The following is a 15,477-nucleotide window of genomic DNA, read 5'->3' on the forward strand; positions in this document are numbered from 1 at the left end:
GATAGGAATAAATAAAAACGCGGGGATTTCTCCGCGTTTTTGTCAAAATATAACCGGATGCGATATTTAAAATCGCTAATAGTGGTTAGGGTGAGCACGCTCGAATTGACGGAAGGCTTCGGCCTGAGCGGATTTGGGCATCAAGTGCGGAGAGCCGCTCGGGACAGGTCGTTGACGCCTCTTGGCGGCAAGGCTGGTCAAGGCTACAAGACCGAGGTGACGGAGTGAATTCAGAGGTACAGCCCGGGGCACAACCCGGAACCAACTCTGCTGAAGAGCAAGCCAAGGCTGGCAAGCCGGAGACGCCAACGGAAGCGCCGGCGGAAACGGCTGCGGCCACAAAGCCGTTTGTTCCCAAATCTGCGTCGGAAGCTCTGCGTCCTGAACCCGGCACGCCGCCGCCGCGCAAGCGTTCGCGCCATGCGCGTAGCCAGATCGTCGTCTTCATGAATTTCATGCTGTCGCTGGTCGTGCTCGCTTTGCTGGGCGCGTCGGCGCTGTTTTATTTCGGCAAGATGCAATTTGACGGGCAGGGCCCGCTGGCAAGCGAGACGACTTTCGTGGTCAAGCGCGGCGCGGGCATTTCCGAAGTCGCCAACAGCCTCGAAGCACGCGATATCGTCAGCGATGGACGTATTTTCCGTTTCGGCATGCGCGCCTATGGTCACGAAAACGACCTCAAGGCCGGTGAATATGCCATTCCAGCGGGTGCAACCATGCGCGACGTGATGAATATTCTCATCAGCGGCAAGTCGATCATGTATCCGCTGACGGTGCCCGAAGGGCTGACGGTCAAGCAGATTTTCGATCGTATTTCGTCCGATCCGATTCTGGTCGGCGATATGCCGAAAGACATGCCGCCGGAAGGTTCGCTCTTCACCGACACGTTGCATTTCACGCGTGGCACCACGCGGACCGAAATCATCGACCGCATGATCGCTTCGCAAAAGAAGCTGGTTGACGATATCTGGGCGAAGCGCGGCCCCGACCTGCCGGTCAAGGACCGCAATGAATTCGTGACGCTCGCTTCCATCGTCGAGAAGGAAACGGGTATCGCGTCGGAGCGTCCGCATGTCGCTTCGGTTTTCGTCAATCGTCTGAACAAGGGCATGCGCCTGCAATCGGACCCGACGATCATCTATGGCTTGTTCGGTGGTGCGGGCAAACCGTCCGACCGTCCGATCTTCAAGTCGGATATCGAAAAGCCGACGCCCTATAACACCTATGTCATCAACGGATTGCCACCGGCGCCGATTGCCAATCCGGGCAAGGCGGCACTGGAAGCGGTCGCCAATCCACTTGCGACCGAGGATTTGTATTTCGTTGCCGATGGCACCGGCGGGCATGTCTTCTCGAAGACCTTGCAGGAACACAATGCCAATGTCCGCAAGTGGCGCAATGTCGAACAGCAGAACAGCGCCGGTGGCGCTGCTGGCAGCCAGAAGGTTGCGCAGTGACCTGACTGCCAGACATATCTGTGTGTGATTCGACAGAGCCGGTTGCTGAAAAGCGCCGGCTCTGTATGTCTAAAGGAATGCAGCATTCCGCGTATTGGAGTGCATGATTGAGTTTCGGTGCACGGGCGGCGAACTATCGCTTCCGGGCTCAGGTTGAGGGGAAGGGACGCATGGCGCTCCAGAGCATGACCGGATTTGCGCGCTATGCCGCGCAGCATGACGGCGCCAATGGCGAAGCGCGTATCGTTTGGGAAGTGCGCTCGGTCAATGGCAAGGGGCTTGATCTGCGCCTGCGTCTGCCGCAGGGGCTGGAAGCGGTCGAGCATCCGGTGCGTTCCATGCTGGCGCGTCATTTTTCCCGCGGCAATTTTCAGGCGAGCCTGAGTGTCGAACGGACCGACGAGCAGGCCAATTTCGTCATCAACCACGCCATGCTGTCCGAGGTGCTGAAACTCGGTGCCGAATTGCAGGAAAAGCACGGTCTGACACCTGCTAGCGTCGATGGTGTTCTGTCGCTGCGCGGCATGATCGATCAGGCGCAGGTCTCGGAAGACGACGATGCCCGGGCAGGACTGGAAGCAGCCGTCGTGGCAGCCTTTGAAGGCGCGCTGAAGGCCATTGCCGAGGCGCGGGCGCAGGAAGGCAAGGCGCTGTTCACGATCCTGTCGGGTCATGTCGATACGATTGGCCGTCTCACCGAAGCGGCGCGGCAGGATCCGTCGCGAAGCACGGATGCCATCAAGGCGCGGCTCGCGACGCAGGTTGCGCTGCTGCTTGACGGCCCGCGTGAACTGGATGAGGCCCGGCTTTATCAGGAAGCGGCTTTCCTTGCGACCAAGGCGGATATTCAGGAAGAGCTGGACCGGCTCGACACCCATGTCGCCTCCGCCCATCAATTGCTTGCCGATGGCGGCCCGGTTGGGCGCAAGCTCGATTTTCTTTCACAGGAATTTAATCGTGAAGCGAATACACTGTGTTCCAAATCGAACGCGGCGTCGATCACGGCCATCGGGCTGGAACTGAAAGCGGTCGTCGATCAGTTTCGCGAACAAGTACAGAATCTGGAGTAAGAGTAACATGGCCATCACTTCAGTTGAAAATGGCGTCGCGCGCAGAGGCTTGATGGTGGTGATCTCGTCGCCATCGGGCGCTGGAAAATCCACGATTGCCCGGCTGTTGCTGGAAGACAAGAAGATGGACCTTTCGCTGTCGATCAGCGTGACGACGCGCCAGCGCCGTCCGAGCGAGATCGAAGGGGTGCATTATCACTTCAAGACCATTCGCGAGTTCGAGCGTCTGCGCGACAATGACGAACTGATCGAATGGGCGGAAGTGCACGGCAATTTTTACGGCACTCTGCGCGAAACCGCCGAGATTGCACTGGCCGATGGTCAGGATATGCTGTTCGATATCGACTGGCAGGGCGCGGACCAGCTTCAGGCCAAGATGCCCGCCGATGTGGTGTCGATCTTCATCCTGCCGCCAACGATGCGCGAATTGCAGCAACGCCTCAACCGCCGTGCGGAAGACACGCCGGAAGTCATCGAGACACGCTTGCAGAATGCTCGTTTTGAAATCCAGAAATGGGTGAAATACGACTATATTGTCATCAATGAAGATCTCGACCGCTCCTTTGCGGCGATCAAGTCGATCATTGAGGCCGAGCGCCTGCGTCGTGACCGCCGCCCCGGTCTGTTCGATTTCGTGACCGGCCTGCTCGAAGAAGAGCCGGGCATCTGAGCATTCTGCTGAACAATAAAACCGCCTTTTGAGGCGGTTTTATTTTTATGGATGCCAGACTGAAAATTGTCAGGCGAGGGCACGCTTCGCGGCGTTTCCCACATCTTCACCGCAATGCGGGGCAATTCTTCTATGCGCGCATTTCGCGAGGCGGGGTGCCGTAGGCGCGGCGATAATCGCGGCTGAACTGCGTCGGGCTTTCATAGCCGACAGCAAAAGCAACCGATGAAACCGGCACGGCGGTCTCGCTCAGCTGGCGGCGCGCTTCCAGAAGCCGCAACGCCTTTTGATATTGCAGTGGCGTGGTGGCCATGACGGATTTGAAATGCTCGTGAAAGCTGGAAGGGCTCATTCCGGCAATATCCGCCAGCTCTTCCGTGCGGATCGGATTGTTCCAGTGCTGCTTGATATGGGTGATTGCTTTAGCGATGCGGCTTGCCGGGCTGCCCGGCTGGGCAAGCTGACGCAACATCGCGCCGTTGCGGGTCAGAAGCACGCGGAAATGCAGTTCCTTGCGGATCATCGGCTCAAGAACGCGGCGTTCCAGCGGCTTGTCGCGCAGATCGAGCAAACGCGTCATGGCATCGGTCACGCCTGCATCCGCCCTGCCGGTGGCCACGGCTTCGCTACGCGCCGCCGCGATCATCTCCGGCTCAATCTCGCCCTGAAGGGCGCGCAAAATCTCCAGATCGATCCGGCAAGCAAGGGCTATATAGGGATTATCGGGGCTGGCTTCGACAATGCGCGCACCTGTGATCAATTCGTGCGAGACGATCGCCGTCATGCCCGCATCGAAACGAACGGCCCGTTCGCCATGCAGGATTTCTTTGGCGCCCTGGAGGACCAGGCAAATCATCGGCTGATACATATCGGGCCGAATGGCCGATATGGCCGGGGAGCAGACCACGGTTACGCCGTCGATGCCGGTCGGTGCAGGATAAGGCCCCACCCCAGTTTCGCGGACAATTTCGATGCAGCGGGCTGCGAGATTTGAAGCGTGTTCGGACATGGGAAAAGCATAGCAAGCCTTTGTTTTCCGTGACACAGAAATCGGAGCCTTCGGAGGAATGGGCATGTTTCATGGAGAATGTGGCAGGCCGAACGAACGGGAAAGCGGCAATATAGAAACCAGAATTCGTTGAGCGAAAGGAAACTGACATGACGATTGCACTCATCACGGGCGGTAGCCGGGGCCTTGGCCGCAGCGCAGCGCTGCATCTGGCCAGACAGGGCGTCGGCATCGTCCTGACCTATCAGAGCAATGCGAAAGCCGCGGAAGAGGCGGTTTCTGAAATTGCAGCCGAGGGCGGCACCGCCATTGCCCTGCCGCTCGACACGGGGAAGGTGGCAAGTTTTGCTGCCTTTGCTGAAAAGTTGCAGCAGGCGCTTCAGGAAAAATGGGGCCGCACAACCTTCGACTATCTGGTGAACAATGCCGGTCATGGCGTTCACAAGCCATTTGCCGAAACCACGGAAGAAGATTTCGACGGTCTGGTGAATGTGCATCTGAAAGGCGTCTTCTTCCTGACGCAGTCCCTGCTGCCACTGATCAAGGATGGCGGCAAGATCTTGAACGTCTCGACCGGTCTCGCGCGTTTCGCGCTGCCGGGCTATTCGGCCTATGCCACCATGAAGGGCGGCATCGAGGTTCTGACCCGCTATCTCGCTCGCGAGCTTGGCCCGCGCGGCATTGCGGTGAACGCGATTGCGCCGGGCGCCATCGAAACGGATTTCGGCGGTGGCGTGGTGCGCGACATGCCGGAAGTCAACAAGATGGTGGCGAACTCCACTGCCATGGGTCGCGTGGGACGTCCGAATGATATTGGCGGTGCAGTAGCGGCCATTCTGTCGGGCGGCACGGGCTGGATCACCGGCCAGCGCATCGAAGTGTCCGGCGGTCAGAATATCTGACGATCTAGTTTAGCCTTATCGAAATGCGGCTGGTGTCATGCACCAGCCGTCTGAAGGCTTCCAGAAAAGGCTTGCCTCCGAGCGTGCGCAATTTGCTTAGCGCTTCTGTGTTTTTAAACACAAGCTCGCATTCGCCGGGCCAACCTGGCCCTTGCCATTGCACCGCATCCCAGAAAGAATCGAGCGTATAGCCGAAGGATTGCACATCCTGCGCCGGGACCGCGGCAAGGTAGCGTCGCCAGAGTTCGTCTGGCGTTGTCACACCTGCGCAGTCGATTTCGTAAACGGGCACCATCAACCCAGCAGGATCAAAAGTCCGTCCACCATGCCCAATAGCAGGATGAGCGCGCCCATCGTGATCGCCGTGATGATGAGCATGCGCTTTTGCCGGTTGCGCTTGTCGGGCTGCTTCCCTGTCCAGTCATATGAAGAACCAGGCATATGCATCTCCAGATCGGCCTATATTTTCTATAAGCCTTCAGAGAGCTTTATAAACGCCTTCTGTGCGGTTTATCAAATGCGCCGCGTTTCTGGCTAAACGACGGTCCTCAGACCGCCGTACCGCCGACGGTGACCTGATCCATACGCAGATGCGGCTGGCCGACGCCAACAGGAACCCACTGGCCGCCCTTGCCGCAATTGCCGCTGCCGGTATCGAGCTTCATGTCGTTGCCGATCATCGAAATGCGCTGCATGGCATCCGGGCCGTTGCCGATCAGCATGGCGCCCTTGATTGGCGCGGCAATCTTGCCGTCCTCGATCATATAGGCTTCCGTGCAGCCGAACACGAACTTGCCGGAGGTGATGTCCACCTGTCCGCCGCCGAACGAAACAGCATAGATGCCTTTCTTCATGGAGGCGATGATCTCTTCCGGTGTCTTGTCGCCCGACAGCATATAGGTATTGGTCATGCGGGGCATCGGCGCATGGGCATAGGATTCACGGCGTCCGTTGCCGGTCGCCTCCATGCCCATCAGGCGGGCGTTCTGGCGGTCCTGCATGTAATTGACCAGCTTGCCGTCGTCGATCAGCACCGTGCGATTGGTCGGCGTGCCTTCATCATCGATGGTCAGCGAACCGCGACGCTCGGCAATCGTTCCGTCATCCACGACGGTCACGCCCTTGGATGCCACTTGCTGGCCGAGCAGCCCGGCAAAGGCCGAGGTCTTCTTGCGGTTGAAGTCGCCTTCAAGCCCGTGACCAACCGCTTCGTGCAGCATGACGCCCGGCCAGCCATTGGCGAGTACAATGTCGAACGTGCCCGCCGGGGCAGGGATCGCTTCCAGATTGACCAGCGCCTGCCGCAGCGCCTCGTCGGCGGCATGCTGCCAGCTTTCAACGGTGATGAATTCGCCAAAACCCTTGCGCCCACCCAGCGTATGCGAGCCGGATTCCTGACGGTCGCCGTTGCCTGCCACGACCGAAACGGTGAGCCGCACCATGGGGCGGATATCGCGCACGAAATGGCCGTCGGCGCGCAGGATTTCAACCTGCTGCCATGAACCGGCCAGCGAGACGGAAACCTGACGAACTTTCGGGTCCTTGGCACGCAGATAGCCATCGATCTGCTGCAAAAGCTGCACTTTCGCATCGAAGGTCGGCGAGCCGATGGGATTTTCGTCGGTATAGAGATGGCGATTGGTGCCCGCCGGTGCGGCGGCATAGGAACCCCCATAGCCCTTGATGGTCGCGGAAACCGCATCGGAGGCGCGCTTCAGCGCAGCCATCGAAAGGTCGCCCGCATGGGCATAGCCGATGGCTTCACCGGCAACCGAGCGCAGGCCAAAACCCTGATCCTGATTGAAGGAACCGGTCTTGAGGCGGCCATTGTCGAAAACGAGCGCTTCAGCTTCGCGATATTCGATGAAGAGTTCGCCGTCGTCGCTGCCCTTGAGGCTCGCGGCGATGAGGCGTTCGATATCGTCGCGTCCGGTATCGAAACTGTCGATCAGGCTTTTCATAAAAACAAATCCTGCAGCATGGGTCTGCTGCAGGATGTAAGCCTTAAAACGGTTGAGAACAACCACGCGATGAAGAACTGTTGAGATTCTGGTGATGGTGAGGCGAAAACCGTAGGCCGCGAGAACCGGAGCGGAATGTACTTAAGGGTACATGAGCACCGGAAGCGCAGCGGGATGCGGTTTGCAGCCCGCCAGCGCCGGAATATCGATAGTTCTTAGGGCAGGGCGTCGAAGCCCTCACCAAACCCCTTCAAATCCACGGGAATGCCGACGCCTTCTTCCGGTGTCTGGAAGACGATGAAGGTTGCGGCCTTGCCGGAACGCAGCGTCTTCAACAGCTCGTCTTCGAGAATGACTTCCGCATAGCAGCCGTCTTCGAAGCACCGCACGAAATAGGCGCGGCCAATATCCTTGCCGTCGACGTTGAGGCCGAGGCCGTTCGGCAGCAGAACGCCGAGCGGGGCCAGCACGCGCAGAATGCGCGCCTTGTTATCTGCGGTCTTCAGAACCACGACCGAAAGGCCGAGTTCCGGACGCTTGGCGGCAACCACATTCTGGATTAGCGCGCATTGCTCGGTCTTGGCGCCAGCGGGCGTATCGCAAAGCACAGCCCAAGCGCCGTGCTGCGACTTCAGCTTGCCGCTTTGCTGCGGGTTGGACGGGGCCGCCTGCGACTGCGCAGCCGGGGCCTGATCCGGTGTCTGCAACGGCGCGGGCGTATTCTGCGCGGCGGACGGCAGGGTTGCGGCTGCGAGCGACAGGCTGACGCCAGCGGCAAGAGCCATCAGGCGCTGAAGAATCGGGCGGTTGGCAAGCATGCGGACAGTCATGAAATCTCCAGATCGAATCCCTGATCGAATCAGTGGGACGTTAACGCGCAGCATCAGCCATGAAAAGCAATCAGAGACGCGATTATCAGTCATCGTCAATCATAGCTATCATTGCAACGGTGATATCGCCTGTTGGATCGATTGTCACGTAGCACGTGCGGCGAAACCTCTTTTCAAATCATGGCTTCATTATGAGATTTACAGGTTTTTCCCAAGTTTTTGCCGGTTTACGGATGCGCAGGCATAAGGCTAGAAATCCGGGCGGAATTGGGAGTGGTTCCGTCGGCGGGCAAAAGCTGCGCGCAAAAATGCCGCACAGGAACATATTCGCCTTCCTTGCGGTGTGCGTTAAGGTGTGATTTGAACGCCGACGGGGGATGCGGCCGTCATTTGCGTCCGGCGTCCAGCCTGAAAGGGCGAAAAGGGAGAGAGTTCTGGTGGATAAGATTGTTGCCACAACGAAGGGCGCCGTCGTTGGTGCTCTTGCAGTGCTGTGGATGACCGGTGCCGCTTTTGCGGATCAGCCGCGTCCATGGGAATGGAGATTTCAGGACGCTGCAACGGGTATTGCCGAGCAGATTCATTGGTTTGAGCGCTATACGCTCTGGTTCATTATTCCGGTTACGTTGCTGGTTCTGGCGTTGCTGGTTATCGTCGTGCTTCGCTTCCGGGCGAGCGTCAATCCGGAACCATCGAAGACCAGCCACAATACGATGATCGAAGTGATCTGGACCGTCGGTCCCGTGATCATTCTTCTGTTCCTGGCTGTGCCGTCGTTCCAGCTTCTGACCGCGCAATATTCGCCGGAAGACCCGTCCCTGACGGTCAAGGCAACCGGCTACCAGTGGTATTGGGGCTATGAATATCAGGTCGACAATCCGGTCAGCTTTGACGCCCTTCTTCTGAAGGATGCCGATCGCGCCGCCGCGGGCAAAGAGGATAAGTCCCGCTATCCGCGCCTTCTGGCCGTCGACAATGAAGTGGTTGTTCCGGTCGGTGAAACCGTTCGCCTTCTGGTAACCGCCGCCGACGTGATCCATTCTTGGACCATTCCCGCCTTCGGCGTGAAGATGGATGCCGTTCCCGGCCGTATCAACGAAGCCTGGTTCAAGGCTGACAAGGAAGGCCTCTATTACGGTCAGTGCTCGGAGCTTTGCGGCAAGGATCATGGCTTCATGCCAATCGCCGTGCGCGTTGTCTCGAAAGAGCAGTACCAGACATGGCTCGCCGCTGCGGGCTCGGATCTGAACGGCGCGAACAAGGCGCTGCAGGCTGCCGTCGAAGGTGGCGCAAACAATAAAGTGGCTGCGGCGGGTCTCTGATCCCGAACGCCAAACTGTTGAAAAACGGGAGCGAATTCCATGGCTGGCACAGCAGCTCACGAGGGTGCCCATGACGACCACAAGCCGCACGGCTGGGTTCGTTGGGTTTACTCGACCAATCATAAAGACATCGGTACGCTGTACCTGATCTTCGCAATCATCGCCGGTATCATCGGCGGCGCGCTGTCCATCGCGATGCGCGCCGAACTGCAGGAACCGGGCATTCAGATTTTCCATGGCCTTGCGTCCATGGTCTACGGTGTCGAGGGCGATGCCGCACTTGATGCCGGCAAGCAGATGTTCAACGTGTTCACCTCGGCGCACGCGCTGGTCATGATCTTCTTCATGGTCATGCCTGCGCTGATCGGTGGTTTCGCCAACTGGATGGTGCCGCTGATGATCGGCGCGCCGGACATGGCGTTCCCGCGCATGAACAATATTTCGTTCTGGCTTCTGCCGCCTGCGCTGATGCTGCTGATGATCTCGCTGTTCATGCCTTCGGCACCAGGCGGCTGGGGTCCTGGCGGCGGCTGGACACTGTATCCGCCGCTTTCGACGAGCGGTCAGCCGGGTCCGGCAATCGATTTCGCCATTCTGGCGCTGCACATTTCGGGTGCATCGTCGATCCTCGGTGCAATCAACTTCATCACCACGATCCTGAACATGCGCGCGCCGGGCATGACGCTGCACAAGATGCCGCTCTTCGCGTGGGCTGTTCTGGTCACGGCATTCCTGCTTCTGCTTTCGCTGCCGGTTCTGGCAGGCGGCATCACCATGCTGCTGACCGACCGTAACTTCGGCACGACCTTCTTCGCGCCGGATGGCGGTGGTGACCCGATCCTCTACCAGCATCTGTTCTGGTTCTTCGGTCACCCGGAAGTGTACATCCTTATCCTGCCGGGCTTCGGCATCGTCAGCCACATCGTGTCGACCTTCTCGCGCAAGCCGATCTTCGGCTATCTCGGCATGGCCTACGCCATGGTCGCCATCGGTGTCGTCGGCTTCGTGGTATGGGCGCACCATATGTACACGGTCGGCCTGTCCCTCGACACCCAGCGCTATTTCGTGTTCGCCACGATGGTCATCGCGGTTCCCACAGGCATCAAGATCTTCTCATGGATCGCGACCATGTGGGGTGGTTCGATCACCTTCCGCGCGCCGATGCTGTGGGCAATCGGCTTCATCTTCCTGTTCACGGTTGGTGGTGTGACGGGCGTTCAGCTCGCCAATGCCGGTCTCGACCGTGCACTGCACGACACCTATTACGTGGTGGCGCATTTCCATTACGTTCTGTCGTTGGGCGCTGTCTTTGCGATCTTCGCGGGCTGGTACTACTGGTTCCCGAAGATGAGCGGCTACATGTATAACGAGTTCACCGCGAAGCTGCATTTCTGGGTCACCTTCATCGGTGTGAACCTGATCTTCTTCCCGCAGCATTTCCTCGGTCTCGCCGGCATGCCGCGCCGTTACATCGACTATCCGGATGCCTATGCAGGCTGGAACATGGTGTCGTCCTACGGCTCCTATATTTCGGGCTTCGCCGTGCTGATCTTCCTCTACAATGTCTTCGAGGCATTCGCGAAGAAGCGTGAAGCGGGTGCAAACCCATGGGGCGAAGGCGCAACCACGCTGGAATGGCAGCTTCCTTCACCGCCGCCGTACCACCAGTGGGAACAGCTGCCGCGCATCAAGTAATCGCGCGAAGGGCATGAGCATTTCCAGCAAAAGTGCGAAGCGGTTTTGCGTAGGATAATGCGACAGGGAAAAGTGAGCATTTCCAGCAAAAGTGCGAAGCGGTTTTGCGTAGGATGATGCGATGGGGAGGGGGAGGTCTGCAAAAGGCTTCGCCCTTTCCAACAAATTGTGCTAAAGGCGGGCGACATTCTGTTCCGCCCATCGCGTTATGACCGTACTGGCAGGTTTGGCCTGCCGACAATTGCACGGCATTTCCGGCAGGAACGGATGTTCTCCGGGAGGGACAAGTTGTGTTGGTTGTCGAACTGCATCGAACAAGATGCGGTGGTCGGACCGGTGAATTTGAGGTTGTTGAAGTCTAATGTCGCTGGTGGAAAAAAACGTAAGCGTTTCAGGCCCGAATGACGCAGCCGCGTTCTCGGAAGCAACGGCGCGGGACTATCTGGTTCTGCTGAAGCCGCGTGTCATGTCGCTTGTGGTGTTCACGGGGCTGGTCGGCCTTGTCCTTGCTCCGGGCACGATGAACCCGGTTCTGGCTGCCATCAGCATTCTCTGCATCGCGGTTGGTGCGGGCGCATCCGGCGCGCTGAACATGTGGTACGACGCCGATATCGACGCGGTGATGAAGCGCACCCGCAGCCGCCCGATTCCAGCTGGTGTGATTGCACCCAATCAGGTTCTGGCTTTCGGTCTGACGCTGTCGGTCTTTTCGGTGCTGACGCTCGGCCTGATGGTCAATTGGCTGTCGGCAGCGCTTCTGGCCTTCACAATCTTCTTCTATGCCGTCATCTACACGATGTGGCTCAAGCGCTCGACGCCGCAGAATATCGTCATTGGCGGTGCTGCGGGCGCGTTCCCGCCGATGATCGGGTGGGCTGCGGCAACGGGTGAGATCACCTGGGACAGCGTCGTGCTGTTCATGATCATTTTCCTCTGGACACCGCCGCATTTCTGGGCGCTGTCGCTGTTTTCGACCAATGATTACGAAGCCGCGCGCATTCCGATGATGCCGAATGTGAGGGGCGAGCTTTCGACCCGCCGTCAGGCGATGTTCTATACGCTGCTCATGGCGCCGGTCGGCGTGCTGCCATGGGTGATGGGCTTTGCAGGCCCGGTCTACGGTGCCGTATCGGTGCTGCTGGGCGGAGCCTTCATCTATTATGCCTGGCGCATGTGGATGGCCGCATCGCAGCCGGAAATGCTGATTGCCGCGCGCAAGCTGTTTCGCTTTTCGCTGGTGTATCTGTCCGGCCTGTTCGCGGTTATGCTGGTCGAGGCGCTGACGTTGAAGGTGCTTCACGCCTTTGGAGTGTTGTAATGGATAAAACGGCAGAAAATCCGGTTCATGAGAAGCTGGAACTGGTCGTGCCGACCGAGCAGCAGAAGAAAGCCCAGCGCAACCGGTCCTGGGGACTGGCAATTGCCTTGGCGCTGTTCGTGCTGCTCGTCTATGTCGGCACGATAGCAAAACTGGGTGCCAATATTCTGGTGCGGCCGCTCTGACAAACAGTTCGGGTTAGGCTGTTTCGGGAGGGAAACTGGGAGGAGACCATGGCAGATCAGCAGAACAAAGACGATAAGCTCAAGCGGCAGCAGCGTTCCAACCGGACGATTGCGATTGCCTGCGTGTCTTTCTTCGTCTGCATGATCGGTGCGGCCTATGCGTCCGTCCCGCTTTACACGCTGTTCTGTCAGGTCACGGGCTATGGCGGCACGACGCAGCGCGTTGAGCAATATTCCGATACGATTCTCGACAAGACCATCAAGGTGCGTTTCGACGCCAATACGGCTAATGGCCTGCCCTGGGATTTCAAGCCGGTGCAGCGCGAAGTGACGGTGCGTATCGGCGAAACCACCATGATCAAGTATGAAGCGCGCAACCTGTTCGATGAAGCGACCTTTGGTCGTGCGAGCTTCAATGTCTCGCCGGGCCGGGCAGGCGCCTATTTCAACAAGGTCCAGTGCTTCTGCTTCACGGATACAACGCTGAAGCCGGGCGAAGACATGGAAATGCCGGTGGTTTTCTTCGTCGATCCGGAGATCGTCAACGATCCCGATCTGAAGGATGTGAAGACCATCACACTTTCCTACACATTTTTCCCGATCGACAAGCCGAAGCCGGTTGCCGATGCAAAGGCCGCAACGAAGCCGGATGATGCGGCGAGCAATGGGGGATAACGGGACGCCAGTTCCGAGGCGGCACATAATGCCGCAAAGACAAATGCGAAGACTGGTTTTATTGTCGGAATCAAACCGTTGGTAAAACCGCTTGAATATTGACGGTATGCGGCATCTGGTCAGGGAGCCATCTGACGCAAAACATAGTCGCGCTTGCTTGTGTCCCTTGGCGGATTTCAGCAGGCAGGCACGAGAGAGGAGCCCCTCAGGGGATTACGGGGAGAGACATGGCGGACGTACACGAGAAGAACCACGATTATCACATCATAGCGCCCAGCCCTTGGCCGTTCCTGAGCTCGATGGGCGCTTTTGTGCTCGCAATCGGCGGCATCGCCTGGATGCGTTACATCAATGCGGGTGAGGTGCCGTTCTTCGGCCTGAACCTCGTCACGCCGTGGATTTTCTTCATCGGCCTCGCAATCGTGCTGTACTGCATGTATGGCTGGTGGGCGGATACCATCAAGGAAGGCAAGGAAGGTCATCATACCCGCGTCGTGTCGCTGCATCTGCGCTACGGCATGATCATGTTCATCGCTTCGGAAGTGATGTTCTTCGTGGCATGGTTCTGGGCCTTCTTCGATGCAAGCCTCTTCCCGAACGAAGTTCATCAGGTGGCGCGCGCCACGTTTACGGGCGGCGTCTGGCCTCCGAAGGGCATCGAGGTTCTCGACCCGCTGCACCTGCCGCTCTACAACACTGTCATTCTGCTCCTGTCGGGCACGACGCTCACCTGGTCGCACCACGCGCTGCTGCACAACGACCGCAAGGGCATGATCACCGGCCTCGCTATCACCGTGGTGCTGGGCATTATCTTCTCGTTCGTGCAGGCCTATGAATACATGCACGCTCCGTTCGCGTTCAAGGACTCGATCTACGGCGCGACCTTCTTCATGGCCACCGGTTTCCACGGTTTCCACGTGATCATCGGCACGATTTTCCTTCTGGTCTGCCTGTTCCGCGCAATCGGTGGTGATTTCACGCCAAAGCAGCATTTCGGCTTCGAAGCCGCCGCCTGGTACTGGCACTTCGTTGACGTGGTCTGGCTGTTCCTGTTCTTCGCCATCTATGTCTGGGGTGGTTGGGGCGCGCCGATGCACGCCGGCTGATTGGCCGTAATCTGAGTTTCAAGGCGGCCCTGGCAACATGGCCGCCTTTTGTTTTGAAACACCGTCAAGATCTTGGAGCGCGCGATGCCTGATGCCAATCTCTATCCGCCGGTCGATCCGATCAAAAGCGGTATCGCCGGGCGCTGCCCGCGCTGCGGCGAGGGCAAGCTGTTCAACGGCTTTCTGACGGTCGCGCCGCGTTGCAATGCCTGCGGGCTGGATTATGCGTTTGCGGATTCCGGCGACGGTCCCGCGGCCTTCGTGATCCTGATCATCGGCTTTATCGTCGTCGGGCTGGCGCTTTGGATGGAAGTCAATATCGGCCCGCCGCTCTGGGTGCATTTCATTCTTTGGGTGCCGCTGGCGATCATTCTCAGCCTCGTCGCGATGCGATGGATGAAGGGTATTCTCATCAATATGCAATATCGCAACAAGGCCGCGCCCGGCACGATACAAAGAGGTGCCGATAGCCATCCGGATACCAAAGAATGACTGAGCGTCACGCATCGCGCCGCTTTCCATGGGGCGTTCTCATCGCATCGGGTATCGCGCTCGTCATCCTTCTGGCGCTTGGCACCTGGCAGGTGGAGCGGCTCTATTGGAAGGAAGCGCTGATCGCTTCCACCAATGAGCGCATCAAGGAACCGCCTTTGCCGCTGGTGGAGATGGAAAAGCTCTATAAGGAAAAGGGCACGGTCGAATATCTGCCTATGACCGTTTCCGGCACCTTCATGCATCAGGGCGAACGGCATTTCCTGTCCACCTATGAAGGTGCGGCAGGCTATAATGTCTATACGCCGCTGATGCTGGAAGACGGACGCTTCGTGCTGGTCAATCGCGGCTTCGTTCCCTACGAGAAGAAGGACCCGGCCACCCGCGCCGATGGCCAGCTGGACGGGCCGGTGAGCATAACCGGGCTGGCGCGCGACCCGCTATCCGCAAAGCCCGGTTTCTTCCTGCCCGAAAACGATATCGCCAAAAATATCTTCTACTGGAAAGACTGGGCGGCGATGGCCGAAAGCGCCGATCTGCCGGATCTCAATCAGGTGGTGCCTTTCTTCATCGATGCCGACAGCAAGCCCAATCCGGGCGGTCTACCCATCGGCGGCGTGACGATCATCGATTTTCCCAACAATCATCTGCAATATGCTGTGACGTGGTACGGCCTCGCTCTGGCGCTGATGGGGGTTGTCGGAACGTGGCTCTGGCGCTATCGAAAATCGCCAAGGGGTTGACATTGGCCGCGTTGCGGCCCAACTCGGAGGCTAAAGATCTTA

Annotated in this window: 17 protein-coding genes; 12 read left to right on the forward strand and 5 right to left on the reverse strand. The window is 58.5% G+C overall.

The features are described 5' to 3' along the window. Positions 1-224 precede the first annotated feature (224 nt). From mltG to gmk, 3 genes are all read left to right on the forward strand, one after another. Complete coding sequence (gene mltG / locus FIC94_RS15145) at positions 225-1,457, forward strand: endolytic transglycosylase MltG (RefSeq protein ID WP_109368482.1); 1,233 nt, start codon at positions 225-227, stop codon at positions 1,455-1,457. A gap of 170 nt (positions 1,458-1,627) precedes the next feature. Beyond that, positions 1,628-2,527, forward strand: a complete 900-nt coding sequence (locus tag FIC94_RS15150) for a YicC/YloC family endoribonuclease (protein WP_140025466.1) — start codon at positions 1,628-1,630, stop codon at positions 2,525-2,527. 7 nt (positions 2,528-2,534) lie between these two features. Next, the gene (gene gmk, locus FIC94_RS15155; protein WP_109368484.1) at positions 2,535-3,197 is read left to right on the forward strand and encodes a guanylate kinase; all 663 of its coding nucleotides are present in this window, start codon (positions 2,535-2,537) and stop codon (positions 3,195-3,197) included. Between the two features lie 130 nt (positions 3,198-3,327). On the opposite strand, the gene FIC94_RS15160 is transcribed toward gmk, so the two are convergent. Then, complete coding sequence (locus FIC94_RS15160; RefSeq protein ID WP_180917997.1) at positions 3,328-4,206, reverse strand: AraC family transcriptional regulator; 879 nt, start codon at positions 4,204-4,206, stop codon at positions 3,328-3,330. Positions 4,207-4,355: 149 nt separating this feature from the next. Between FIC94_RS15160 and FIC94_RS15165 the strand changes: the two genes are divergently transcribed. Then, the gene (locus tag FIC94_RS15165) at positions 4,356-5,108 is read left to right on the forward strand and encodes an SDR family NAD(P)-dependent oxidoreductase (protein ID WP_140025445.1); all 753 of its coding nucleotides are present in this window, start codon (positions 4,356-4,358) and stop codon (positions 5,106-5,108) included. A 4-nt stretch (positions 5,109-5,112) separates the two neighbouring features. Here FIC94_RS15165 and FIC94_RS15170 read toward each other — a convergent pair whose 3' ends face one another. From FIC94_RS15170 to FIC94_RS15180, 4 genes are all read right to left on the reverse strand, one after another. Beyond that, the gene (locus FIC94_RS15170; protein ID WP_140025446.1) at positions 5,113-5,403 is read right to left on the reverse strand and encodes a barstar family protein; all 291 of its coding nucleotides are present in this window, start codon (positions 5,401-5,403) and stop codon (positions 5,113-5,115) included. Continuing rightward, positions 5,403-5,549: a hypothetical protein gene (locus FIC94_RS22460; protein WP_167836051.1), complete on the reverse strand. Its 147-nt coding sequence runs from the start codon at positions 5,547-5,549 to the stop codon at positions 5,403-5,405. The genes FIC94_RS15170 and FIC94_RS22460 overlap by 1 nt, the downstream gene beginning before the upstream one ends. Positions 5,550-5,656: 107 nt before the next feature. Continuing rightward, positions 5,657-7,069, reverse strand: a complete 1,413-nt coding sequence (gene tldD, locus FIC94_RS15175) for a metalloprotease TldD (protein WP_140025447.1) — start codon at positions 7,067-7,069, stop codon at positions 5,657-5,659. A 215-nt stretch (positions 7,070-7,284) separates the two neighbouring features. Beyond that, on the reverse strand, positions 7,285-7,899 hold the full coding sequence (locus tag FIC94_RS15180) for an invasion associated locus B family protein (RefSeq protein WP_109368489.1): 615 nt from the start codon (positions 7,897-7,899) through the stop codon (positions 7,285-7,287). A 437-nt stretch (positions 7,900-8,336) separates the two neighbouring features. On the opposite strand from FIC94_RS15180, the gene coxB reads away from it, so the two are divergent. From coxB to FIC94_RS15225, 8 genes are all read left to right on the forward strand, one after another. Continuing rightward, positions 8,337-9,221, forward strand: a complete 885-nt coding sequence (gene coxB, locus FIC94_RS15185; RefSeq protein ID WP_109368490.1) for a cytochrome c oxidase subunit II — start codon at positions 8,337-8,339, stop codon at positions 9,219-9,221. Between the two features lie 39 nt (positions 9,222-9,260). After that, a complete protein-coding gene (gene ctaD / locus FIC94_RS15190; RefSeq protein WP_109368491.1) occupies positions 9,261-10,916 on the forward strand; it encodes a cytochrome c oxidase subunit I in 1,656 nt (551 codons plus the stop codon). A 361-nt stretch (positions 10,917-11,277) separates the two neighbouring features. Next, positions 11,278-12,234, forward strand: coding sequence for a heme o synthase (locus FIC94_RS15200; protein WP_140025449.1), 957 nt, complete (start codon positions 11,278-11,280; stop codon positions 12,232-12,234). After that, positions 12,234-12,419 (forward strand): cytochrome c oxidase system small membrane protein, encoded by a 186-nt coding sequence (locus FIC94_RS15205; RefSeq protein WP_109368493.1) that lies wholly within the window; start codon positions 12,234-12,236, stop codon positions 12,417-12,419. The genes FIC94_RS15200 and FIC94_RS15205 overlap by 1 nt, the downstream gene beginning before the upstream one ends. Before the next feature lie 48 nt (positions 12,420-12,467). Further along, a complete protein-coding gene (locus tag FIC94_RS15210; protein WP_109368494.1) occupies positions 12,468-13,094 on the forward strand; it encodes a cytochrome c oxidase assembly protein in 627 nt (208 codons plus the stop codon). 227 nt (positions 13,095-13,321) lie between these two features. Then, positions 13,322-14,200, forward strand: a complete 879-nt coding sequence (locus FIC94_RS15215) for a cytochrome c oxidase subunit 3 (RefSeq protein WP_109368495.1) — start codon at positions 13,322-13,324, stop codon at positions 14,198-14,200. Between the two features lie 84 nt (positions 14,201-14,284). Further along, complete coding sequence (locus FIC94_RS15220; RefSeq protein ID WP_109368496.1) at positions 14,285-14,692, forward strand: DUF983 domain-containing protein; 408 nt, start codon at positions 14,285-14,287, stop codon at positions 14,690-14,692. Further along, positions 14,689-15,435, forward strand: a complete 747-nt coding sequence (locus FIC94_RS15225; RefSeq protein ID WP_140025450.1) for an SURF1 family protein — start codon at positions 14,689-14,691, stop codon at positions 15,433-15,435. The genes FIC94_RS15220 and FIC94_RS15225 overlap by 4 nt, the downstream gene beginning before the upstream one ends. Positions 15,436-15,477 lie beyond the last annotated feature (42 nt).

The organism is Ochrobactrum teleogrylli, from assembly GCF_006376685.1.
Taxonomy (GTDB): Bacteria; Pseudomonadota; Alphaproteobacteria; order Rhizobiales; family Rhizobiaceae; genus Brucella; species Brucella teleogrylli.

Coding starts and splice junctions, on each gene's coding strand:
- FIC94_RS15180 (WP_109368489.1), bottom strand. CDS start 7,899: ATGACTGTCCGCATGCTTGCCAACCGCCCGATTCTTCAGCGCCTGATG.
- FIC94_RS15210 (WP_109368494.1), top strand. CDS start 12,468: ATGGCAGATCAGCAGAACAAAGACGATAAGCTCAAGCGGCAGCAGCGT.
- tldD (WP_140025447.1), bottom strand. CDS start 7,069: ATGAAAAGCCTGATCGACAGTTTCGATACCGGACGCGACGATATCGAA.
- FIC94_RS15200 (WP_140025449.1), top strand. CDS start 11,278: ATGTCGCTGGTGGAAAAAAACGTAAGCGTTTCAGGCCCGAATGACGCA.
- FIC94_RS15165 (WP_140025445.1), top strand. CDS start 4,356: ATGACGATTGCACTCATCACGGGCGGTAGCCGGGGCCTTGGCCGCAGC.
- FIC94_RS15215 (WP_109368495.1), top strand. CDS start 13,322: ATGGCGGACGTACACGAGAAGAACCACGATTATCACATCATAGCGCCC.
- FIC94_RS15220 (WP_109368496.1), top strand. CDS start 14,285: ATGCCTGATGCCAATCTCTATCCGCCGGTCGATCCGATCAAAAGCGGT.
- ctaD (WP_109368491.1), top strand. CDS start 9,261: ATGGCTGGCACAGCAGCTCACGAGGGTGCCCATGACGACCACAAGCCG.
- FIC94_RS15205 (WP_109368493.1), top strand. CDS start 12,234: ATGGATAAAACGGCAGAAAATCCGGTTCATGAGAAGCTGGAACTGGTC.
- FIC94_RS15150 (WP_140025466.1), top strand. CDS start 1,628: ATGGCGCTCCAGAGCATGACCGGATTTGCGCGCTATGCCGCGCAGCAT.
- FIC94_RS22460 (WP_167836051.1), bottom strand. CDS start 5,549: ATGCCTGGTTCTTCATATGACTGGACAGGGAAGCAGCCCGACAAGCGC.
- FIC94_RS15225 (WP_140025450.1), top strand. CDS start 14,689: ATGACTGAGCGTCACGCATCGCGCCGCTTTCCATGGGGCGTTCTCATC.
- FIC94_RS15160 (WP_180917997.1), bottom strand. CDS start 4,206: ATGTCCGAACACGCTTCAAATCTCGCAGCCCGCTGCATCGAAATTGTC.
- gmk (WP_109368484.1), top strand. CDS start 2,535: ATGGCCATCACTTCAGTTGAAAATGGCGTCGCGCGCAGAGGCTTGATG.
- FIC94_RS15170 (WP_140025446.1), bottom strand. CDS start 5,403: ATGGTGCCCGTTTACGAAATCGACTGCGCAGGTGTGACAACGCCAGAC.